Origin of the sequence: Marinobacter sp. SS21, assembly GCF_028369065.1 — a bacterium.
GTDB lineage: Bacteria > Pseudomonadota > Gammaproteobacteria > Pseudomonadales > Oleiphilaceae > Marinobacter.
In genome coordinates, this window is sequence record NZ_JAQNDA010000004.1 from 159,359 (window position 1) to 180,511 (window position 21,153).

19 protein-coding genes are annotated in these 21,153 nt (G+C 62.4%); 4 read left to right on the forward strand and 15 right to left on the reverse strand.

The annotated features are described in order from the left end of the window. Positions 1-35: 35 nt before the first annotated feature. The 6 genes from N6L25_RS07205 to N6L25_RS07230 all read right to left on the reverse strand — a co-directional run bounded on the left by N6L25_RS07205 (position 36) and on the right by N6L25_RS07230 (position 6,759). The gene (locus N6L25_RS07205) at positions 36-3,182 is read right to left on the reverse strand and encodes an efflux RND transporter permease subunit (RefSeq protein WP_271979122.1); all 3,147 of its coding nucleotides are present in this window, start codon (positions 3,180-3,182) and stop codon (positions 36-38) included. Between the two features lie 68 nt (positions 3,183-3,250). Continuing rightward, entirely contained in the window at positions 3,251-3,592 is a 342-nt protein-coding gene (locus tag N6L25_RS07210; protein WP_271979123.1) for a copper-binding protein, read from the reverse strand. Positions 3,593-3,606: 14 nt separating this feature from the next. Further along, the gene (locus N6L25_RS07215) at positions 3,607-5,097 is read right to left on the reverse strand and encodes an efflux RND transporter periplasmic adaptor subunit (protein ID WP_271979124.1); all 1,491 of its coding nucleotides are present in this window, start codon (positions 5,095-5,097) and stop codon (positions 3,607-3,609) included. 67 nt (positions 5,098-5,164) lie between these two features. Beyond that, a complete protein-coding gene (locus N6L25_RS07220; protein ID WP_271979125.1) occupies positions 5,165-5,443 on the reverse strand; it encodes a hypothetical protein in 279 nt (92 codons plus the stop codon). Between the two features lie 90 nt (positions 5,444-5,533). Further along, positions 5,534-5,872 carry a hypothetical protein gene (locus N6L25_RS07225; RefSeq protein ID WP_271979127.1) on the reverse strand — a complete coding sequence of 113 codons (339 nt, stop codon included), beginning with the start codon at positions 5,870-5,872 and terminating at the stop codon, positions 5,534-5,536. 224 nt (positions 5,873-6,096) lie between these two features. Further along, complete coding sequence (locus N6L25_RS07230) at positions 6,097-6,759, reverse strand: LysE family translocator (RefSeq protein ID WP_271979128.1); 663 nt, start codon at positions 6,757-6,759, stop codon at positions 6,097-6,099. A 195-nt stretch (positions 6,760-6,954) separates the two neighbouring features. Between N6L25_RS07230 and N6L25_RS07235 the strand changes: the two genes are divergently transcribed. From N6L25_RS07235 to ccoG, 3 genes are all read left to right on the forward strand, one after another. Beyond that, on the forward strand, positions 6,955-8,397 hold the full coding sequence (locus tag N6L25_RS07235; RefSeq protein WP_271979129.1) for a dihydrolipoyl dehydrogenase: 1,443 nt from the start codon (positions 6,955-6,957) through the stop codon (positions 8,395-8,397). Positions 8,398-8,451: 54 nt separating this feature from the next. Then, the gene (locus tag N6L25_RS07240) at positions 8,452-9,861 is read left to right on the forward strand and encodes an aminotransferase-like domain-containing protein (protein WP_271979302.1); all 1,410 of its coding nucleotides are present in this window, start codon (positions 8,452-8,454) and stop codon (positions 9,859-9,861) included. A 117-nt stretch (positions 9,862-9,978) separates the two neighbouring features. Next, positions 9,979-11,385, forward strand: coding sequence for a cytochrome c oxidase accessory protein CcoG (gene ccoG / locus N6L25_RS07245; protein ID WP_271979130.1), 1,407 nt, complete (start codon positions 9,979-9,981; stop codon positions 11,383-11,385). Here the strand turns inward: ccoG and N6L25_RS07250 are convergent. After that, on the reverse strand, positions 11,323-11,616 hold the full coding sequence (locus N6L25_RS07250) for a DUF2061 domain-containing protein (protein WP_271979131.1): 294 nt from the start codon (positions 11,614-11,616) through the stop codon (positions 11,323-11,325). The two genes, ccoG and N6L25_RS07250, sit on opposite strands and share 63 nt — an antisense overlap. Positions 11,617-11,804: 188 nt before the next feature. Here N6L25_RS07250 and N6L25_RS07255 point away from each other — a divergent pair, with 188 nt between their 5' ends. After that, a complete protein-coding gene (locus N6L25_RS07255; RefSeq protein ID WP_271979132.1) occupies positions 11,805-12,278 on the forward strand; it encodes a Dps family protein in 474 nt (157 codons plus the stop codon). A 95-nt stretch (positions 12,279-12,373) separates the two neighbouring features. Here N6L25_RS07255 and N6L25_RS07260 read toward each other — a convergent pair whose 3' ends face one another. From N6L25_RS07260 to N6L25_RS07295, 8 genes are all read right to left on the reverse strand, one after another. Beyond that, entirely contained in the window at positions 12,374-13,498 is a 1,125-nt protein-coding gene (locus N6L25_RS07260) for an NAD(P)/FAD-dependent oxidoreductase (RefSeq protein WP_271979133.1), read from the reverse strand. A 1-nt stretch (position 13,499) separates the two neighbouring features. Next, positions 13,500-14,819 carry an SAM-dependent methyltransferase gene (locus tag N6L25_RS07265; protein ID WP_271979134.1) on the reverse strand — a complete coding sequence of 440 codons (1,320 nt, stop codon included), beginning with the start codon at positions 14,817-14,819 and terminating at the stop codon, positions 13,500-13,502. Positions 14,820-14,992: 173 nt separating this feature from the next. Then, on the reverse strand, positions 14,993-15,649 hold the full coding sequence (locus N6L25_RS07270; protein ID WP_271979135.1) for a 4'-phosphopantetheinyl transferase family protein: 657 nt from the start codon (positions 15,647-15,649) through the stop codon (positions 14,993-14,995). After that, complete coding sequence (locus N6L25_RS07275) at positions 15,633-16,688, reverse strand: DoxX family protein (RefSeq protein WP_271979136.1); 1,056 nt, start codon at positions 16,686-16,688, stop codon at positions 15,633-15,635. Before N6L25_RS07275 ends, N6L25_RS07270 begins: the two co-directional genes overlap by 17 nt. A 52-nt stretch (positions 16,689-16,740) precedes the next feature. Then, positions 16,741-18,171 (reverse strand): vanadium-dependent haloperoxidase, encoded by a 1,431-nt coding sequence (locus N6L25_RS07280; RefSeq protein WP_271979137.1) that lies wholly within the window; start codon positions 18,169-18,171, stop codon positions 16,741-16,743. Beyond that, complete coding sequence (locus N6L25_RS07285) at positions 18,168-19,448, reverse strand: YbfB/YjiJ family MFS transporter (protein ID WP_271979139.1); 1,281 nt, start codon at positions 19,446-19,448, stop codon at positions 18,168-18,170. Before N6L25_RS07285 ends, N6L25_RS07280 begins: the two co-directional genes overlap by 4 nt. Beyond that, complete coding sequence (locus N6L25_RS07290) at positions 19,445-20,530, reverse strand: hypothetical protein (protein WP_271979140.1); 1,086 nt, start codon at positions 20,528-20,530, stop codon at positions 19,445-19,447. The genes N6L25_RS07285 and N6L25_RS07290 overlap by 4 nt, the downstream gene beginning before the upstream one ends. Before the next feature lie 40 nt (positions 20,531-20,570). Further along, positions 20,571-21,128, reverse strand: a complete 558-nt coding sequence (locus tag N6L25_RS07295; protein ID WP_271979141.1) for a carboxymuconolactone decarboxylase family protein — start codon at positions 21,126-21,128, stop codon at positions 20,571-20,573. Positions 21,129-21,153 lie beyond the last annotated feature (25 nt).

Sequence of the window (21,153 nt, forward strand, 5' to 3'; positions counted from 1 at the left end):
GCACAGCCGCAGGGTTCTGATCACCTGCCATCGGATTATTGAGCGTCTGTTTTTCTGGCGAGTTTGGTCAGTCGTGCGCGCTGCCAGAGATAGAAAATCACCGGGATCAGTAGCAGCGTCAGCAGCAGCGTAGTCACCATGCCGCCGATCATGGGGCCGGCAATGCGCTGCATGACCTCCGAACCGGTACCGCTGCCCAGCATGATGGGTATCAGGCCGGCGACAATAGCGGCGAAGGTCATCATGATCGGCCGCACCCGCTGCGCTGCACCTTGGCTGATCGCCCGGCGCAGGGCGTGCGATGAAAGCTCGGCCGGTTGGTGATCCACCGATTCCAACGCGTTATGCAGGGATTGATTCAGATATACGAGCATGAGCACGCCGATTTCCACCGCTACCCCTGCAAGGGCTATAAAACCTACGATGACCGCGACCGAAAGATTGTAGTCCAGCAGATACATCAGCCAGACGCCACCGATCATGCCAAACGGCAGGGTTCCGAGGATAATGCCTACTTCGGTCAGATTGCGGAAATTCAGGTAGAGCAGGATTATGATAATGGCTAGCGTTAAGGGGACTACCAGGGTCAGACGCTCCTTGGCTCGCTGCATATATTCGTACTGGCCCGACCAGGCGAGGGAGTAGCCAGGAGGCAGGGCCACCTGATCCCGTACCCGGGCTTGGGCTTCGGTGACCCAGCTGCCCAGATCACGACCGTCGATATCCACCAGGGTCCAGCCGTTGAGGCGGGCATTTTCCGATTTGATCATGGGTGGCCCCTGGTCGATCCGGATGTCTGCCACGTCCGCGAGGGCGATACGCTGGCCGTTGGGGGTGATGAGCGGAAGCAATCGCATCTGTTCAACTGAATCCCGGTAGCCTTGAGGGTAGCGGAGATTGACGGGGTAACGCTCCAGGCCTTCTACGGTGCTGGTTACGTTCATGCCACCAATGGCGGTTCGCACCACCGATTGGATATCTGCGATATTCAGTCCGAAACGGGCGGCGGCCTCGCGCTGGATGTCCACCTTGATGTAGCGGCCACCGGCGACACGCTCGGAAAAGACGGAGGCAGTGCCGGGAATGCCGGACAGCACCAGCTCCAGTGCGACACCAATCTCCTGTATTACCGCCAGGTCTGGCCCGGCGACCTTGATGCCCACCGGGGTCTTGATGCCGGTGGACAGCATGTCGATGCGGGTTTTGATCGGCATGACCCAGGCGTTGGTGAGGCCGGGAAGTTTGACCGCCTTGTCCAGCTCTTCGCGCAGGGACTCCGGTGTGATTCCGGGTCGCCATTGGTCCCGGGGCTTGAGCTGAATAAAGGTTTCGATCATCGTCAGGGGGGCGGGGTCAGTGGCGGTTTCGGCGCGACCGATCTTGCCGAAGACCGTTTCCACTTCCGGAACAGTGGCGATTAGCTTGTCGGTTTGCTGCAAAATCTGCCGCGCCTTGCCAATGGAGATGCCGGGGTAAGTGGTGGGCATGTACATCAGGTCCCCTTCGTCCAGCGGTGGCATGAATTCACTGCCCAGTTTGTTGGTTGGCCAGAAGCCCACCACCAGTATCATCAGGCCACCGGCAAGGGTCAGCAATGGCCGCCGCAGTGCCCATGCGATGACCGGCGTATAGCTGGCAGTCAGCAGTCGGTTGATGGGGTTGCGGTGCTCTGGCAGTACCTTGCCGCGGATAAAGTATCCCATCAGTACCGGCACCAAGGTGATGGCAAGCCCGGCGGCAGCTGCCATGGCGTAGGTTTTGGTAAAGGCCAGGGGCGCAAAGAGCTTTCCTTCCTGGGCCTCCAGGGTGAACACCGGCAGAAAACTCACGGTAATGATCATCAGCGAGAAGAACAGCGCGGGTCCCACTTCACCGGCGGCCTGTGCGATCACTCCCCACCGATTTTCCGTCAAGAGGGGCGTGCGTTCCATGTGCTTATGAACGTTTTCCACCATCACGATGGCGCCATCAACCATGGCGCCGATGGCGATGGCAATGCCACCGAGAGACATGATATTGGCGTTAATGCCTTGGGCGTGCATGACCACAAAGGCGGCGAGGATACCCACTGGCAAGCTGACGATGATCACCAACGACGAGCGCAGGTGGAACAGGAACACTGCGCAGATCACGACGACGAGCAGAAATTCCTTCAGCAACTTACCGTACAGGTTGTCCACGGCGTTATTGATCAGCGTGGAGCGGTCGTAGGTGGGCACCACTTCAACGCCGTTCGGCAGGCTGGCCTTGATGTCGTTCAGGCGTTGCTTTACGCCGTTGATGGTTTCGAGGGCGTTTTCTCCGAAACGCATCACCACGATACCACCGGCCACTTCCCCTTCGCCGTCCAGTTCGGCAATGCCCCGGCGCATTTGGGGGCCGAGTTGGATCTCCGCCACATCGCTCAATAACAAAGGCTTGCCATTATCATTTACACCAAGTGGCACCCGGCGCAGGTCGGCTTCGTTCTGTAGGTAGCCGGTGACGCGAACCATGTACTCCGCCTCGGCCATTTCCACCACCGATGCGCCGGTTTCCTGATTGGCTTGATGGATGGCGGCATGGATTCGCTGCAGGGTGATGTCGTGGGCGCGCAGTCGGTTTGGGTCCACCACCACCTGATACTGCTTGACCATGCCGCCCACACTGGCCACTTCGGAGACTCCGGGCACGGTTTGCAGTTCAAATTTCAGGAACCAGTCCTGTATAGCCCGCAGTTCCGCCAAGTCATGCTGACCACTGCGGTCAAGCAGGGCGTAGGAATAAACCCAGCCTACACCGGTGGCGTCCGGCCCCAGTTCCGGTTTGGCGGCGTCGGGTAGTTGCCCGGCAACCTGGCTTAGGTATTCCAGCACCCGAGACCGGGCCCAGTACAGATCGGTGTCGTCATCAAAAATCACATAGACAAAGGAATCGCCGAAGAACGAATAGCCCCGAACGGTCTTGGCGCCCGGCACTGAGAGCATGGCGGTGGTGAGTGGGTAGGTGACCTGATCCTCTACCACTTGTGGTGCCTGGCCCGGATAGGAGGTCTTGATGATCACCTGCACATCCGACAGGTCCGGTATGGCATCAATGGGCGTTTCTCTGATGGAATAGCCTCCCCAGCCCGTCAATATAAGGGTGGCAAGCACTATAAAAAATCGATTATGAAGCGACCACTGGATAATGGCGTTAATCATGAGCGGAATCCGGCTTGTTGGTTGCCGGGAGCAGGCACCAGGCACCAGGCTCCGCTCCCGGACATTCGTTATTGCTTGCTGATGGTCGTCAACTGCTGGCCTTTTCCGGTTGGCGTCAGGGTAAAGGTAACGACGTCACCCTTGTTCAGGCCGTCCAGATCCACCTCTGGCGCGATGGAAAACCCCATAGTCATGCGTGGCCAGTTGAGCTCTGCAATTGGCTCGTGATCGAGGGTGACTTGGCGCTTGTCGGCGTTGATCGCGGTGATCACGCCCCGGCCCTGAACCGGGTCCATTGATGCTTGGGTGGCCATGCCAGGCATGGAACCGTGGGTGTCTTCCGCGACCGCCAGGGAGGGGGCCACGGTTGACCCGAGTACAAGTACAGTTAGTAAGGTGTTTAGGTGCATCGCTTTCTCCAGAGTTATTGCGCGTCTTGCGCTGGTTGAACGCTTTCGACTAGGTAGCCTTCCGGTGTCTCTCGAAAGCTGAAGTTGACGAGCTGACCGAGGGCGAGAGTGTCGGTGCTCACGGACTTGGCAAGATCAAACGCCATGATCATGGCGGGCCAGTTCAGTTTGTCGATGGGGGCATGATCAAGGGTGATCGAGTTGCTTTCGGTGTCTAGTTCTGCAATCCGTCCTACGCCCCCGATCAGCTCTGACGACGAGTTATCTGAACCAGCATCGCTAGCACGTTGCTCCTCTGTTTCAAGTCGCAGCAGGGCGGCCTCAAGGTTGGTCTCGGAGTCGATGAGAAATTGGGCGGACACGACCACTTTCTGACCCGGCTCAAGTCCTCCCTCAATCACAACTCGGTCACCGGCTTCTTGGCCAGTAGTGACGAGCGCTGGGCGAAAATAGCCGTCGTCTTCGGCCACTAGCACGTGCTGGCGATCACTACGCTGGATCAGTGCCTGGCGAGGGATGGTCAGAAGGTTGTCGCCGATGGGGGCGTTCATTGTAAGGTCCACGAACATGTTAGGGCGCAGTCGGCCATCTCCGTTGGGAACTCGCATCCGTGCCCGCAGCGTTCGCGTTGTCGCATCCAGCTCGGGGTAGACGTAATCAAGGCTGCCTTGCCATTGGGTGCCTGGCATGGAGGGCGTGGTAAATTCGACCGCCTGGCCGGCCCTGACCAGACCGGCCTGACGTTCAAAGAACTCGGCGATCACCCATACCGAGCTGCGACTGCCTATGGCCATGATCTCGGAATCTGGCCGCACGTACATGCCGGTGCGAACTGGGAGCGAGGCCACGTAACCGGAGCGGGGGGCAAACACGGTGATGCGCTCGGCCACCTGTGCTGTTTTTCTCAGGTTGGCAATTTGGGCGTCGGTCATGCCCAATGCCCTTAGCTTGCCGCCCGTTGTGGTCGCTGCCGAATCCCGGTTCATGCGCTCGGACATCAGGAACTCCTGCTGGGCGTTCACCAGCTCGGGCGAATAGATCTCGTACAGCGGCTCGCCACGGCGTACCTTCTCTCCCAGTGAGCGGGTATGCAGCACCTCTATCCAACCGGCAATGCGGCTATGTACATGGATCAGTCCCTCCTCATCGTCGGTGACGTAGCCTACCGTGCGGATCGGGACGGAAACTGGCCCCTGGGTAACCGCCTGAGTTCTGACCCCCAGGCTGGCTCTAACGGCGGGCCTTATCCGCACACCGCCATCAGCCCGACCGGTGTCTTCTTCGTAAACGGGCACCAGGTCCATCCCCATTGGGGATTTGCCGGGTTTATCACGGCGATAATTGGGATCCATGGGGGCGACCCAATACAGAGGTTCTTTGTCAGGCGGTCTCCCAGTCTGGCCGCTGGCAGCGGTTGACTCGAACGTAGGTAAAGTTTGCCGACTGGCCAACCAACCGGCACTAAAGGCGATAGCGACCACTACCGCGATAAATGCAACACGCATGGATGCGCTCCTGGAGTGGGTTGGGCAAGGCGGGTCGTGTTAGTGGATCCGCCTTGCCAAGCGCCAATCAGTGATCAATTTGCGAACTCTTGTCGCCCTGAAATTCCAGCATCATGTTCATGCAGGTGTGCATCATGCTGCGCGAGTGGCTGGCGGACATGCCGCGCATCATCTCGTGCATGTTCCGATGCATCATGTCCATGTCACGCTCTTGTGGCTGAGGTAGGGTGGCCTCAGGGCTTTTTTCGGGGGGCGGGAGCTCCTCCGAATAGCGGCTGTCGGCCAATGCGACAGGGCTGCCTAATGACAGCGCAGATAAAAGGATGGTGGAGTAAATGAGATTCATGGTGGAGTCCTCGTAATTGGCGCACGGTTGCCCACCAGCGCCGACGATTGTCGTTCCGGTGTCCGATAAGCTTTGAAAAAAGGCTGAGAGTTAGCCCAACGAGGAATTTGGCGGAGGGGTCAAGGTATCGAGTACGATGCTGAGATAGCCGTTTGGGAGATCACGGGCGTTCAGCCTGGAAATGGATGGAGCGATCACGCCTTCACTGTTTTGAAGGAGTGCGGGCACCGATGCGCCACAACTGCCAATACTGGCGTAGAAGGCGCAATCGGCTAATGTCATGTCATTACAAGCCATACCTTGTGCAACATGCTCGGAGGTATCGGGTGATACCGCTTGGCAGCAATCCATCATGGCCGCGTGTGCAGCCCAAACATTCTGGCTTGTGGCTTCCACCGTTGATTGCCCGAGCGACAGTACCGGCTGCATAAGCACTGCCAGAATTAACAGGGTCAAGATGACTTTGTGGCGCGGCTGGTGTGGCAAGAAAGGTGATCCCGCTGGTTAATCGATAATCCTGTGTACGTCGTTATTTCAACAAGCGTCATGGTAAACCTGTGTGCTACTCACAGGTCAACAATAAGGTTGAGGCGATGGGGATGGCGATGGCGATGGCGCTAAGTGCATAGCGCTTAGTACTTAGTGCTTAGTGCTTAGTGCTTAGTGCTCAGCGCCGGCTCGCTGGCGCCGGAGACCGTGGAGAACAGCAGCTGCCCCGCCAGCAGGACCAGGATGCCGCCCATCATCCGGTCCAGCCAGTGGCCGAAGCGACTGAACCCGCGCCTTACCCGGGGCAGGGTAAAGAAGCTGGCCACCATGGCGAACCAGAGCCCGGTGGCGAGGGCAATATACAGCCCATAGGCGGTCTGGATGGCGATGGGGGTGTCCGGACTGATCAGCACCGAGAACAGCGAGACGAAGAACAGCGTGGCCTTGGGATTGAGGGCGTTGGTCAAAAAGCCCAGGCGGATGGCGGCGAAGCCGCTCTGTGGCCGGGCATCGCCGGCGTCTACCGGCAGGCTGCCGGCCTTGGAACGCAAGCACTGGATGGCGATCCAGGTCAGGTACAGCGCGCCCACCACCTTGAGGATACTGAACAGCACCAGCGACTGCTGGATGATCAGGCCGATCCCCAGCAATGAGTAGGTCACATGCACCAGGATGCCCGCGCCGATGCCGGTGGCGGTAAGCAGGGCATTGCGCCGGCTCTGGCACAGTGCCTGGCGAATCATCACGGCGAAGTCCGGGCCGGGGCTGGCGACGGCGAGCAGATGAACGATTGCGACGGTCAGAAATTCCGGCCAATAGCTGTGCATGATCCTCTTAGCCTCGTTGCTGGGGATGATGGTATTCGGGGCGCCTGCAAACGCCAGCGATGCTCCGGAGCCAGGTTAATCGCGGCACGCCAACTTGTCCTGGCTAAACTACAGTGAATTAATGTGTGAGCTATCCGCATAAACCCATAGGGCGATGGCTATTGGCCATCGTCCCCACACGGTGGGGAGGACTGTATGGAAACGCGTAACGTGGACGTCGCCATCATCGGCGCGGGCACCGCCGGTCTGGGGGCTTACCGGGCCGCCCGCAAGCACACCGACCGCATCGCGCTGATCGAGGCCGGCCCCCATGGAACCACCTGCGCCCGGGTGGGCTGTATGCCCAGCAAATTGCTGATTGCGGCGGCGGACGCCGCCCATGACATCGACCGGGCGGCGCTGTTCGGCGTCCACGCCGACGCGCCGTGGGTTGATGGCAAGGCGGTCCTGGCGCGGGTGCGTGCCGAGCGGGACCGCTTCGTCGGCTTCGTGCTGGCATCGCTGGCGGACTTTGCCGACGAGCACAAGGTCCAGGGCCAGGCCCGTTTTGTCGCACCCCAGCGGCTGGTGATCGACGACCGGCTGGAACTGCAGGCGGAGCGGATTGTCATCGCCGCCGGTTCGCGACCGAACGTCCCGGCGTTTTTACGGGGGGCGGAGGATCGGCTCCTCGTCAACGACGACTTGTTCGAACTGGAGGCGCTGCCGACGTCGGTGGCGGTGTTCGGGCCCGGAGTCATCGGGCTGGAATTAGGTCAGGCCCTGAACCGGCTGGGTGTGCGGGTGCGCATGTTTGGCGTCGGCGGGGCGGTGGGGCCGATCCGCGATCCGGCCATTCGCGACTATGCCCTGGCCACTTTTAACACCGAGTTTCCGCTGGACCCGGACGCCCGGGTTTCGGCGGTGGCGCGAACCGGGGCCGGTGTGGCGGTGACGTTCACCGGCGCCGGCGGTGATGAGGTCACCGAGACCTTCGACTACCTGCTGGCGGCGACCGGGCGGCGGTCCAATGTCGATACCCTGGACCTGCAGCACGGCGAACTGCCGCTGGATACGGGGGGCGTGCCGAAGTTTGACCGTTTCACCCTGCAATGTGGCGACCGCCCGGTGTTCATTGCGGGCGACGCCAACAACGATCTGCCGCTGCTGCACGAGGCGGCGGATGAGGGGCGCATTGCCGGTGACAACGCGGGCCGGTATCCTGACCTCCGTTCCGGCTTGCGACGGGTTCCGCTGGCGGTGGTGTTCACCGATCCCCAGATCGCCACGATCGGGTTGACCCTTGAGCAAGTGGATGTGCGCTGCCAGGGCTGCTACGGCGTGGGTGAGGTGTCGTTCGAAGACCAGGGCCGCAGCCGGGTGATGGGCCGCAACCGCGGCTTGTTGCGAGTGTATGGCGAGCAGGGCTCGGGGTTATTTCTGGGCGCCGAGATGTTTGCGCCGGCGGCCGAGCACATGGGCCACCTGCTGGCCTGGGCGGTGCAAATGCGCATGACGGTGAGCGAGATGCTGGACATGCCGTTCTACCACCCGGTGATTGAAGAAGGACTGCGCACGGTCCTGCGCGACCTAAACCACAACCTCCACATCGGCCCGGAAATGGTCGAGCGCTGCATGGATTGCGGTCCGGGCGCCTGACCTCCTGGCCGCAGCGGCGGGCCGCCCAACGGTGGACGGCCCGAAATGGCGTCGATGAAGCGATTCGAACAACTTGCCCATGACATCGCGGAGCTGATCCGCGGCGGTACCTTGCAGCCCGGCCAGCGGATTCCCTCGGTGCGTATGGCCAGTCGCCAGTACAATGTCAGCCCGTCCACCGTCTTCCGCGCCTACTATCTGCTGGAAAACCTGGGGCTGGTTCATGCCCGCCCCCAGTCCGGCTACTTTGTCACCAGCCTGACGTCCCATCCATTACCGGAAACCTCCGCCCCGCAGCGGGAGCCAAGGACCACGCCGGTGGATGTCAGCGAACTGGTGTTCTCCATCCTGCGCTCCATGCGGGAGGCCAGCCAGGTGCCGCTGGGCTCGGCCTTCCCCAGTCCCAGCCTGTTTCCGTTGCGGCGCCTGGCCCGTTCCATGGCCAAAGCGACCCGGCTGATGGACGTCAACTCGGTGGTGACCGATCTGCCGCCGGGCAACCTGCAGTTGCGGCGGCAGATCGCGGTGCGCTATGCCATCTCGGGGGTGTCGGTGCCGGCGGACGAGATCCTGGTAACCGACGGTGCCCTGGAGGCGCTGAACCTGTGCCTGCAGGCGATCACCCAGCCCGGCGACCTGGTGGCCATCGAAGCGCCGGCATTCTATGCCTGCCTGCAGGTGCTGGAGCGGCTACAGCTGCAGGCGGTGGAGATTCCGGTGGCGGCCAGCGGTGGCATTGACCTGGCGGTGCTGGAGCGGGCGTTGCAACAGCACGACATCAAGGCCTGTTGGTTCATGACCAATTTCCAGAACCCCACCGGGGTCTCGCTCAATGCCGAGCGCAAGCAGCAGCTGGTGGCGCTGCTGCACCGCCACCAGATTCCGCTGGTGGAAGACGACGTCTACGGCGAGCTGTATTTTGGCCAGCAGGCACCGGTGATGGCCAAGTCCTTTGACCGGGATGGCCTGGTATTGCACTGCAGTTCGTTCTCCAAGTGCCTGGCGCCCGGCTATCGGGTGGGGTGGGTGTCCGCGGGGCGCTATCTGGAACGGCTACAGCGCCTCAAATTAATGACCACGCTGTCCGCCTCGGTGCCCGCCCAGGCGGCGCTGGCGGATTACCTGGAGTTCGGTGGTTTTGACCGCCACCTGCGCGGCCTGCGGGCCGAGCTGGAGGCCCAGAAGCATCAGCTGTTCGCGGCCATCGACCGCTACTTTCCAGCCGACGTGCGGGTGACCCGACCGGATGGCGGCTACTTCCTGTGGCTGGAGCTGGCCAGGAACGTCGACAGCCTGCAACTGTTCCGGCGGGCGGCCGAGGCTGGCATTTCGATCGCGCCGGGGCCGATGTTTTCCGCCACTCGCTCCTTCCACCACTGCCTACGGCTGAATTTCGGCCATCCCTGGTCGGAGCAGCTGGATGCGGCCATGGCGACCCTGGGGGGGCTGATCGGCCAAGCCTGAGGGGGTCGCGGCTTCTGATTAACTGATACGCTTTTAAATAGTAAAACTGAGTCTGTTTCTTAGGCGGCCGCAAGGGGACACTGGTGTCGATCCAGTACCTAGCTTGGGAACCCGCCCATGAGCGAGCGCATACCTGCCACCAACATTCCGGTTCAAACCGTCGCGCCGGCGCACAACGCTGAACCCATTGTCACCAAGAGCTTCCGCGGCCGTTACCGCAATCTCCGGATTGCCGGTGGGGGACTGCTGTTCGGCCTGTATTTCGTCACCGTCTGGCTGAGCTGGGACGGTCGCCAGGCGGTGCTTTGGGACATCTCCCAGCGTCAGTTTCACATCTTCGGCGCCACTTTCTGGCCGCAGGACCTGACCCTGTTGACCGGGGGGCTGGTGATCTGTGCCTTTGGCCTGTTCTTCATCACCGTGTTGGCGGGCCGGATTTGGTGCGGCTACAGCTGCCCCCAGAGCATGTGGACCTGGCTGTTCCTGTGGGTGGAGCAGTTCAGCGAAGGTGACCGCAACCAGCGCCTTAAGCTGGATCGTGCTCCCTGGGGAGTGACCAAGCTGTGGCGCCGGGGCCAGAAGCATGTCCTGTGGCTGCTGATCAGTGTGGCCACCGGGTTGACGTTTGTTGGCTACTTCACCCCGATCCGGCCGTTGGTGTCGGAGCTGGTGGCCCTGGAGGCGGGGGCGATGAGTCTGTTCTGGCTGTTTTTCTTTACCGCCGCCACCTACCTCAATGCCGGCTGGTTGCGGGAGAAGGTTTGTTTGCACATGTGTCCCTATGGCCGTTTTCAGTCGGTGATGCTGGACGACGATTCGGTGGTGATCAGCTACGATGCCGGCCGGGGCGATCCCCGTGGCCATCGCCGGCGGGAGCTGGCGCCGGCGGAGGCCGGGCTGGGCGATTGCATTGATTGCCAGCAGTGCGTGCAGGTCTGTCCCACCGGCATCGACATTCGCGATGGGCTGCAGATGGAGTGTATCGGCTGTGCCGCCTGCATCGATGTGTGTGATTCGGTGATGGACAAGATGGGCTACCGGCGCGGGCTGATCCGCTACGCCAGCCAGCGTCAGCTGAGCGGTGGGCCCCTGCGGCTATGGCGGCCGCGGCTGCTGGCCTATGCCGCGGTGCTGACGGCGATGGTGGTGGCCCTGGCCTGGGGCGTGGCGACAAGGGATCTGATCGGCCTGGAAGTGGCCAAGGATCGGTCGCTGTTCCGCTACAACGCCGCCGGCCAAGTCGAGAACAGCTACCGGCTCAAGCTGTTGAACAAGGCCAGCGAGCCCCGCACGCTGTTGCTGTCGGTCAGCGGCGCTGAGGCGTTGACGGTCAATGGCCAGACCCGGGTACGGCTGGCCGCCGGGGAGAGCCGGGAGTTGGCGTGGGCGGTTGCGCTGGCGCCGGAACAACTGCACCGAGTCAGCAGCGAACTGGTGTTCAGCGCCATCGACGCTGAGCAGTCAGGCCAGCACGCCAGCCGTGTCAGCCGTGTCAGCCGTTTCACCGGGCCCCCGGGCTCGTGAGCCGGCAGCGGTGTCGAGGCGCAGCCATACTTGCTCATGGACAAAGTAGGCGACGGTATTGATGGCCGGTTCCACCATGGCGATCAGACCGCCGATCAGGAGATCGCCGGTCAACAGGTAGGCCACGGAGAAGGCGACCGTAAAGTGGGTGATGGCGAAGGTCGCGGTTTTGAGCAGCGACCGGTCGGTGACCCGGTGGCGCTGCTGGATCAGCTGCTTCATGGCACTCATGGTGGACTCCGGTGTGCATGTTCAGTGACGAGTCATGATCAGGATTGTTGATAGCATAATGGAATTGTTTGTCTTTAGATCATTGGAGTTAGCTATCGGTTGGATTGGCAGCTTAAATTTCACGGCTCAGCCAGTGGTGGCTATATTGGATGCATGTCAACTCACACGATCATCCAGGGAGATGCTGAATGAGCACCAATATCATTGGATTGGACACCGCCAAGACCCAACAGCTGGCCGAGGCCCTGAACGACTTGTTGGCCAATTACCAGATCTTCTATATGAACGTCCGGGGCTATCACTGGAACATCAAGGGCGAGAATTTTTTTGAACTGCATGCGAAGTTCGAGGAGTTGTACAACGACTTGTTGCTCAAGGTGGATGAGGTGGCGGAACGGGTGCTCACACTGGGGCACCGGCCGGTCCACGCCTACAGCGCCTACATCGAGCGCTCGGAGGTAGCGGAAAGCAAGAATGTGTCCGACGGCCGCGCGGCGGTCGGCCAGATTGTGGACAGCTTCGCCAAGCTGATTGGCAAGCAACGGGCGCTGCTGAGTCTGGCGGGTGACGCCGACGACGAAGGCACCGTTGCGCTGATGAGCGATTACATTTCCCAGCAGGAAAAGACCGTTTGGATGTACCGCAGTTATCTCGGGCAGTGAGGCGCTGGCCGCTGCTTAACCGCTCTTCGGCAACCCTGTGTTTGGCGGCCCAATGTGGCCGCCTGTTTTTCGCTACAGTGAAGGTTCCGGCCCCGCTAGATCGCGGTCTGCAGCGGTGGCACCGCTTGATGCAGGAACCACTTCTCGGTGACCACCTTGCGGGTAAACCAGTGGGACCGCATCAGGGTGCCGGCCAGCGGGGTTTTCATCCAGCCCGGCACATGCCAGCCGTCGTCCCGGTTCATGGCGCGGGTGCCGAATCGCGAGGCAATGGCCTCGCCGTAGCTCTGCAGCGACTGCGCGGATGAGTCGGGCGCGCGGCGAATCACCTGGGCCGCCAGCAGCGCGGATTCCACCGCCGGTCGGATGCCTTCCCCGCTCTGGGTATAGGCCAGGCCGGCGGAATCACCGATCAGCAGCACTCCCTCGTCCACCAGCGGCCGCTCGGCGTGATCGTAGAGCAGATAGGCGTGGCCCTTGAAGCGACCCGGCAGGTCGGCGGGGATGCGGCCGCTGCGCTGCATGTCCTCGATAAAGTGCTGCAAGTGGTCGCTGAGCTTGTGGTTGTCTTCCCGTCCCAGGCCGATGTTCAGGTAGTTGCCCTTGCGAAAGATCCAGGCATAACCCTTCAGGTCACGGCAAAACCACAGCTCCGGCGCGTCGCCTTGTGCTTCGCAGTCGCTGGCCTGTTCGGGGGTCATTGCAAACTCCACCTCCTTGGCCGCCACCACTGTTTCATGACCTCCCGGGCCGTCGCCGAGCAGCGCGGCGATGGGACAGAAATGGCCGCCGGCGCCGACCAGCAACGGGGTTTGCCAGCGCTCATTGACCAGCCAGTTATGGCCCTGCCGCTCGACCGATTTGACGGCAACGCCCAGCGCCTTGTCCACGGTGGTCCGGTCGAGCAGGAAGTGATCGAATTCACAGCGGCGGATGCCGTAGCTGACCACCTCGCCGTGGTCGTTTTCAACCGCCGATTGCCCCATCAGGCCGATGCGAAAACGGCGGATGGGTTGCAGGGTGTGGCTCTGGCCATAGTGCTCCGGGTCCACCTGCAGGCTGGCCAGCACCGAGGGGGTGACCCAGCCGGCGCAGGTTTTGTCGCGGGGAAACGCCTGCTTGTCGATCAGCAGAACCCGCTTGCCGCTGTGCTCCAGTGCCCAGGCCAGGGTGGAGCCGGAGGGGCCGCCCCCCACCACGATCACGTCGTAATACTCCATATCAATGACTCCCCGGGGCCGCCGGCGACCGGTACAGGTCGCCCCGATTCTGTGGCAGGTGATTGTTGTCGGCGTGGCTGAACACGACCTGGAACAGCTGCAGTGCCCCCACCTGGAAGGCGGCGATGGAGCCCGCCAGATACAGCCGCCAGGCGCGGGTGAACTGCTCGTCGTACATGGCGGTGACCCGTTCGTGATGCTGCTCGAAACGATCCAGCCAGTGGGTCAGGGTCTGGGCGTAGTGCAACCGCAGGTTCTCCACGTCCAGCACCGAGAAATTGCCCTGTTCGCAAATGGACACGAACTCGCCGATGCTCGGCGGGTAGGCGCCGGGGAAGATGCGTTTCTCGATCCAGGCATTCAGCAGCATCGGGCGATTGCGGCCGATGCTGTGCAGCAGCGCCAGGCCCTGGGGCTTGAGAGTACGCTGAATCAGCGCCGCCAGCTCCAGGTAGTGATCGGTGCCCACGTGCTCCAGCATGCCCACCGAGACAAAGGCGTCGTACTGGCCGTTGATGTTGCGGTAGTCCTCTTCGATGTACTCGATCAGGTGGTCTAGCTTCTGGCGACGGGCTTGTGCCCGGGCGTAGCTGATCTGTTCGTGGGAGATGTTGTAGGCGTGAACGGTGACGCCGTAGTGGCGGGCCATGTAACGGGCCAGGCCGCCCCAGCCACAGCCGGCTTCGACCACGGTCTGACCAGGCTGCAGGCGCAGCTTGCGACAGACATGCTCCAGCTTGGCCAGCTGCGCCTGTTCCAGGCTCAACGAGGCTGACTCGTAGTAGGCGCAGGTGTACTGCATTTCGGCCTGATCGAGCCAGAGCTGGTAGAACTCGTTACCCAGGTCATAGTGGTGGTGGATGTTCGCCCTGGCCTCTTCCAGGCCGGTAGAGCGGGGGTGATGGTTGCGCCACAGTGTCTCCAGCCACTTGGGCCAGTGACTGCTGGCCCGGTGGATGCTGCGGTACAGCAGGGCCATCAGGCCCGACAGATCCTGATCCACATCCACGCGACCGGCGCTGTACAGGTCGCCAAACGCCAGGTTGGGGTTGGTGGCCAGGGAATACAGGGCGCGGGGGTCGTTAAGGGTGACGGTGTAGCGGGCATCGCCCTGATCCGGCTCAATGAGATCGCCGTTCCAGAGGCGAAAGCGAATCGGCGGTGAACCCACCATGTGAAGGACCTTGCCGATCAGCCAGCGTTCATAACTGTGGGGCTCTCGGCTGACGTACTGGGTGGTTGCAGGAAGGGCTGGCTGATCGGCGCTTCCGGCGTTGGCCTTGTCGGTTTCCGTGACCTTGTTGGCAGTGCTTGGATTCATGGATGCTGATCTCCCACGTCGGCTGAATCACCACAGCGGCGACCCTGTGCCACGCCACCGTGCGCGCCTTCTGGCGGGGCAGAGCGTCGCTTGTCGTCTGTTCAGTGTCGCTTGTCGTCTGTTCAGTATAGAGTCGCTGTGGTCTGTTCAGTATAGAAAGTGATCAGATTTTGTCATCCATGCCCGGGAATGCCGCCGGTTCTGAGCCTAACTTCGTCGAAATGGGAGCTGGCGGTGGTGAGCCAATAGCCGCTCAATTGCCGACTCTGGCACATCCAGCAAGAGCCATCCGGCAGCTGAACCTGACTCACGTCGGCGTGCGGTGCACGAATACGTACCGCCTTCGGGTCCATGCGCAGACCCTGGCCCGCGGCCTTGAGCGCGGCTTCCTTGAGGGTCCACAGCCGAATCAGTTGATGGCTCCGGTGCGGCTGGTTCTGCAGCCAGTCATACTCGGCCCGGGTCAGCACGCGGGTTGCCAAGGTATCGAGATCGGCGAGTTGCCGTTGGCGCTCGATATCGATGCCGATGGGGGCGTCGGATACCGCGACCGCACAGGCACGGTCGGCGTGGCTGACATTAAAATGGCAGGCTGCGTCGCCGACTTCCGGCTTGCCCAGCGGCGATGTCGCAAACTGCCACTGGGCTGGTGGCCTCTCCGGCACTCGCTGGCTGAGGGCATAGCGCTTCAGCAGGTGTGCATTGATGGCCAGTTGGCGCGCGTGCGGATTCCTCAGCCGCTGGCTGCTCCGCCGTTCAGCGTTGTTCAGCCAGGCCTCCGGCAGGGGCAAGGGGCCCAGCCAGAACCACGCCTCAGGCGGCCGGGGCACAGTGACCTTGCGCCGAACAGGCCTGCAATGCAAAGCCGTAGTAAACCCCACCCAGGGTCGCCATGACGAGCAGATAGAGCGCCGTGTAGCGTCCGGCGGTGGCGATGAGCGGGGGCCTGGCGGCGCTCGCCAGTTCGGCCGGCGGCTGCACCGGTGCAATGATCAGCACCAGCAGGACGGCGTGAATGGGCAAGTGGCCGAGAATCTCCTGGATACCAAACAGGGTGGCGGTGAAGGCCATCAACAAGCTGAGGATGAGGGCGGACAGCCGGGTCCAAAGCCCGGTCAGCAGGAAGAATCCGATGGTGAATTCCACCAGTGCCGCGGATTTGACAAAGAAGCTCTCCGGCAGGCCCATGCTCAGCCAGGGCTTCAGGGCCAGCACCTCCAGTGACCACTGCGGATGAATCACCTTTTCCATGCCCAGCCAGCACAGCGAGAAACCGGTGGTGATCTGCAGGATTCGCAGGCCTTCCTGGATCTTCCGGTCGCCGGTGCTCGCGCGCCAATGCCACAGACACAGTGCGATGCCCAGGCAATGGGCATAATCCAGCATGTGCAGGGGGCCCACGTTAGCCGCGCCAACAACGTACAGCGATGCCAACAGCAGCGGCAGCAGGACCCGGTACTGGGGCAGCAGGCCGAGGGTAATGAGGCCGAACTGGATCAGGCTGACCAGGACGCTGTCATGGGCCAATTCCGGCGTCAGAATGACGCCGTCGCGCCAGCAAAGCGCGATCGACATGACCGCGGCAATGGCCAGGATCCGGTAATAGCTCTGGTTCTGGACTCGGTCTGTCAGCGTGGTCAGCCGAGGTCCCAGCCCGTGGGGGAGCGAGTGCCACAGGCAAACGCTCAGAAAAACCGCCAGCAAGGCGAACACGACGAGCGCCAGCCAGCTCCACTGGGCCAGGTAGCCCACGGTTGCCGGTTCCAGGTTGTCCTGCCAGCGGGAGAACCATTTGCTATGGGCGTTCGCTTGGAGAGGCAATGAAAGTGTGATCAGCAGCGTGATCGATAGCGGGGTTGATCTATCCATGATCTGGTCAAAGGCGGCGCACGTTCGCCATGCGCCGCACCTGTGGTTCCCTTTAGTGTTCGTTGAACAGCCGGCGGGCCTTGTCCCAGGCCTGCTCGCCGATTTCCCGGCCGACCCGGCGACCTTCCATGTCGGCGTCAAGGAAGTGAATGCCGCCATAGCGGCGCGAGGCGCCGGCGCTGTTGGCCGCATCGGTAAAGGTGGCCCAGGACAGGGTGAGGTCATGGGCCGGTGTCATGCCGGGGTCCACGTAGGACGAGCCGGCCGGCAGTTGGACCTGATAGCCGAAGACGTCGCTCTGGGTAAACTGACGCAGCACCTCAGCGGCCGACGAACTGAAGGTGCTGTGCCCGGAGACGTACTCCGCAAATGGCGGAGAAATGGACGCGGTTGCCTGGTAGGGTTCCCATTGCTCACCCAGCAGGAGCTCGGTATTGCCGGTGTACCGGGACCAGGCCGGAATCAGCTCGCCGTTGAAGACGTATCGAACCGCCGAAATGGGGCGAACATAGTCGTAATGCCGTTTGGCCCACCAGGAAAAGATGCCGGCATCCATGACGGCGTTGTTCAGGGCGAAGAACATCTTGACGTCATCCTGAACCGTGTGGTTGTCGCGGTCGGAGACAAACTGGGCGAACAGGTTCCAGTGGCCCGGCGGGGTTTCGGTATTGGGACCGTCGGCCCAGTAGGAGGCGCCGATCTTCTGCGCGTCCGTCAGGTGAGCGTTGTAGGCGACGGCTTCACGTACTTGCTCCAGATATGCCTCCGAGCCAAACTCGGCGGGTTGCTTGAGCTGATAGCTCTGGGGTGGCTTCATCGCGAACGGTGTGACCTCGCCCCAATGTGGGGTCAGGAACTTCTGCACAATGGTCGAGCCATCGGCACGGGTGATCCGTAACGGCTGCCAGCGGCCGGGGTCGACCAGGGCATCGGGTGTATTGACCGGCTGGTAGTCGGTGTAGTCGCTGTAAGCGCCAGCGGCGCGGTCGCCCAGCTGGTTGGCACCGTCGTTGTGGCGCAGGTCGAGCACCGCCTGGCAGGTGCGGTTCGCCACGCCCGCCGGAGTGGCTGGATCAACGTTGTCGGGTTCGGGCGTGTAGCCATAGGCTGCCAGCGCCTGGGCAAACACGGGGGCTTCGCTGGGGAACAGATCGACGGCCGCTCGATAGGCAGCGTGGCTGATGGCGGCGGAGATGTTGCTTTCGGTGCGTTCCGGTGCCGGTCGCCGTCTGGTTGGCGAGCCGGCTAAACTGGAATGGGCGCGGTCGCTGTAAGCGGCCCAGGCCTCGTACATGCAGGTATGGGAGATGGCCAGGGCTCGCGATGAGATGGTCGGTCCGGGGTTGGTGTCGCGTACCGCCTGCAAGACGGTTTCGTTCCAGTGCACAACGACGTTGGTATCGGCCAGGCTGGCCTGCGCAGTACCCACCAGCGCAAGCGCCAGTGCAGCCTTGAGGCTGTGCTGCTTCAAAGTCCGTTTCATTGCTGTCCTCTATTTCGATAAGTGGTAACACAGGTTGAAGAGGCGTTCCGGCGGGCCGGGACGCCATCTGGGAACTCCACCGCCCGCACGGCGTGGCGGCGATGGAAACTTTCGGCAATCAGGGCACCGGCCAGCAGGGCGCCGCCGCCAATCGCGAAAATGAGATTGGCGCCGTTGTCGACGTTGTCGTAGAACCAGGCAAACAACGCGGCGGCAAGCCCCTGGGCGCAGGCAAAGGTCGCGGTGGCCAAGCCCCAGAGCCGGGCGTGCCCGGTGGCCGTGGCCAGCTCACTCATGCGGCCGGAGACAATGGCCACCAATCCCGGCACCAAGGCGCCGACCAGCACCGACGACAGGGCCAGGCTGACAACATTGGCGTTGACCAGTGGCAGCAGTACCGCGCCGCCCTTGACGGCGAGCGCACCGACCAACAGAGTGTGCCAGCCAAACTGTCGGCCCAGCCTGGCGATGACAAAGGGGCCGCACATGGCGCCGACGCCAAACAGGCCCCAGTGCAGGGCGCTGGCTCCGACCGACAGCCCGAGTTCGCGCTGCAGGTAGTCAACCCAGAACAAGGTGTGGGGCACGAAACCAATGGCGTCCATGGCATAGGCCAGGGCCACGCTGGCGATCAGCCAGGGGCTGACGGGCACGGTTGTGGGGGGCGTTTGCAGTCGCGCTGGGGCCGGGCCACCGGGCGCCTCAATGGCGGCGGCAAAGGTGCGTGTCAGCAGCCAGAGTGCCAGCGCACCGGTCGCCGTTAATGCCAGCCAGGCGTGGGACAGGTTGTCGTGGGCGAGCAAGGGCACCATCGTGGCGGAGATCAGGATGCCCAGCCCGACGCCGGTGAACACCAGCGACGCCCCTTTTGCACGCTGGCCAGGTTGCAGTGCGGTGAGGGCGGCAGAGGGCACCAGCACCATCAGCGCGGCGCCACACAAGCCACTGATCGCACGGGCGATCAGATAGGGGGAAAACGCAATGGGCCAGGCGCAGGCGATAAAACTCAGCACCACCAGAAACCCGCAGGCCAGCACGATAGCCACCGTGCCGAGCCGTCGCGCCACCGGGACGGCGAGCAAGGCGCCCGCCGCATAGCCGATAAGGTTGGCGGCACCAAGATAGGCCGCCTCGGCTTCGCTAAACCATTCCTGCTGAATCAGTTCCGGCAAGATCGCGGTATAGGCAAACCGGGCCAAACCGACGCCCAGGAACGTGGCCGCCATGCCGGCGGTCACTCCGGCAAGGGCGGCACGGTTGAAGCCGGTTGCGATCATGGGGCGACCGTGACGAAGTCAGCGAAGGGGTTGGGTCCGGCCGCTTTCAGGGTGTTGAATACGCCATGGGCATCAACGCCAGGGCCAAACCGGCTGAAGCATCCACCCCAGGTCTGGTGGTCGGAATGGTACACGATGGCGACGCCGCGGATGCGAAGGTCGCTGTTACCCTCCGGAAAGGGATTGCTGACCAGGAAACTAGCCTGCGCACTGCCCTGGGCGTCGGTGGTGATCACATTGGGCATGGCCAAGGCATCGGGGCCACGGCCACGAACCGCCCACACGGTGTACAGGCCGTTGGGAATCAGGTTGTCGAGCCGGAAGTCGAAGCTGGCACCGGTATAGCTGCCGTCGGCGGTACGCCCGGTTAACTGGACTTTCAGCTGGCCATCGGCGCTGAGCCAGTCTCCCAGGGTGATCGGGCTGGCCCTGCGTTGATCCACCACCGGCTCCAGTTGGGCAAGGGCCTCGCCGGAGTCGACGTCGTGACGCTTGCCATCACCGGTGAACCCGTAAATAGGCACCTCCTGCAGCGGCAGGCTGGGGCGGGTGTAGACGTCTGCCTGGGATTCGGCGGGAAACACGTCCCTGCACACGACACCGGCACCGTTGAGGTTGTAGGTGGTTTCGCCCTGACGGGGAATGCTGGGGCGGCCGCCGGGGCCATTGGCGGGTCCGTAGGAGTTGGCGTGCAGCACCATGTCCAGATCGGCGCTGCCGGCACTCAGGTCGAGCGGGCGAATCACGCTGTAAGGGGCGCCGCCCAGCGCGGGCGATTCAACGCCGGCGTCGTCCAGCGGGGGCACGGTGTGTTTGCTGACCAGCAGTGCCTGTTGCGGTACCGGCGCCACGTTGCCTTCCCGGTCAGACTCCAGGGCGGTGCCGATCAGCACGAAGTGGCCTTGATCGTTCACCACTTCGGCGGGCGGCCATAACGGTCCCTGGGTGGTCACTGGTAAATCGATGACTCGCGCTACCGGGCCGGGGTGTGAGTTGTGCTCCTTCGACAGGGCCTGATTCGACAGTCCGGTGGCAAAAATGGCGGTCGCGATGGCGCGCGTCAAAAACGGGGTCTTCATCATGGGTTCTAGCTCCTTGCTGTGGGTCTGGGTCGCGGCCGGCCTAGTTGGCATCCGCTGTCCAACGGTAGGCCGTGAAGGCATCGTCGAGAGGGGTCTGGGTAATGTGGTTGGCGTAATTGGTGATGGTTTTCATCGCCACCACCAGGATGACGTCGAAAATATTGGCCTTGCTGTAGCCGGCGTCGAGGAACCCTTGCAGCTCCTGCTGGCTGAGCCCGCCGCGCTGGCGCACCATTTTCCGGCCGAACTCGGCCAGTGCCTGATGCTTGCTGTTGACGAGGGCCTCGCCAGCGCGGAGCCGGGCGATCTCCTCGGCGTCGAGCGAGGCCATTTCGGCCTGCATGCTGTGTGCGGCGGTGCAGTAGTGGCATTCGTTCTCGCGACTGATGGCCAGGATCAATACCTGTATTTCGGCTGGGGTCAGGCTGGTTTGCTGCACCTGGGAGTCCAGCATCAGGTAGCTGCTCAGGGCCGGGTTCGATTCGGCCAGCATGGCCATGGCGTTGGGGATAAAGCCGAACGCAGACTTGATGGTCTTGAGGGTATCCCGGGACGCTTCGGGCGCGGTGGTTTCGGTGTAGATTTCGAAATCGCTCATGGGACTTGTTTCCTTGTCGGTCGGT

Coding starts and splice junctions, on each gene's coding strand:
- N6L25_RS07205 (WP_271979122.1), bottom strand. CDS start 3,182: ATGATTAACGCCATTATCCAGTGGTCGCTTCATAATCGATTTTTTATA.
- N6L25_RS07210 (WP_271979123.1), bottom strand. CDS start 3,592: ATGCACCTAAACACCTTACTAACTGTACTTGTACTCGGGTCAACCGTG.
- N6L25_RS07215 (WP_271979124.1), bottom strand. CDS start 5,097: ATGCGTGTTGCATTTATCGCGGTAGTGGTCGCTATCGCCTTTAGTGCC.
- N6L25_RS07220 (WP_271979125.1), bottom strand. CDS start 5,443: ATGAATCTCATTTACTCCACCATCCTTTTATCTGCGCTGTCATTAGGC.
- N6L25_RS07225 (WP_271979127.1), bottom strand. CDS start 5,872: ATGCAGCCGGTACTGTCGCTCGGGCAATCAACGGTGGAAGCCACAAGC.
- N6L25_RS07230 (WP_271979128.1), bottom strand. CDS start 6,759: ATGCACAGCTATTGGCCGGAATTTCTGACCGTCGCAATCGTTCATCTG.
- N6L25_RS07235 (WP_271979129.1), top strand. CDS start 6,955: ATGGAAACGCGTAACGTGGACGTCGCCATCATCGGCGCGGGCACCGCC.
- N6L25_RS07240 (WP_271979302.1), top strand. CDS start 8,452: ATGAAGCGATTCGAACAACTTGCCCATGACATCGCGGAGCTGATCCGC.
- ccoG (WP_271979130.1), top strand. CDS start 9,979: ATGAGCGAGCGCATACCTGCCACCAACATTCCGGTTCAAACCGTCGCG.
- N6L25_RS07250 (WP_271979131.1), bottom strand. CDS start 11,616: ATGAGTGCCATGAAGCAGCTGATCCAGCAGCGCCACCGGGTCACCGAC.
- N6L25_RS07255 (WP_271979132.1), top strand. CDS start 11,805: ATGAGCACCAATATCATTGGATTGGACACCGCCAAGACCCAACAGCTG.
- N6L25_RS07260 (WP_271979133.1), bottom strand. CDS start 13,498: ATGGAGTATTACGACGTGATCGTGGTGGGGGGCGGCCCCTCCGGCTCC.
- N6L25_RS07265 (WP_271979134.1), bottom strand. CDS start 14,819: ATGAATCCAAGCACTGCCAACAAGGTCACGGAAACCGACAAGGCCAAC.
- N6L25_RS07275 (WP_271979136.1), bottom strand. CDS start 16,688: ATGGATAGATCAACCCCGCTATCGATCACGCTGCTGATCACACTTTCA.
- N6L25_RS07280 (WP_271979137.1), bottom strand. CDS start 18,171: ATGAAACGGACTTTGAAGCAGCACAGCCTCAAGGCTGCACTGGCGCTT.
- N6L25_RS07285 (WP_271979139.1), bottom strand. CDS start 19,448: ATGATCGCAACCGGCTTCAACCGTGCCGCCCTTGCCGGAGTGACCGCC.
- N6L25_RS07290 (WP_271979140.1), bottom strand. CDS start 20,530: ATGATGAAGACCCCGTTTTTGACGCGCGCCATCGCGACCGCCATTTTT.
- N6L25_RS07295 (WP_271979141.1), bottom strand. CDS start 21,128: ATGAGCGATTTCGAAATCTACACCGAAACCACCGCGCCCGAAGCGTCC.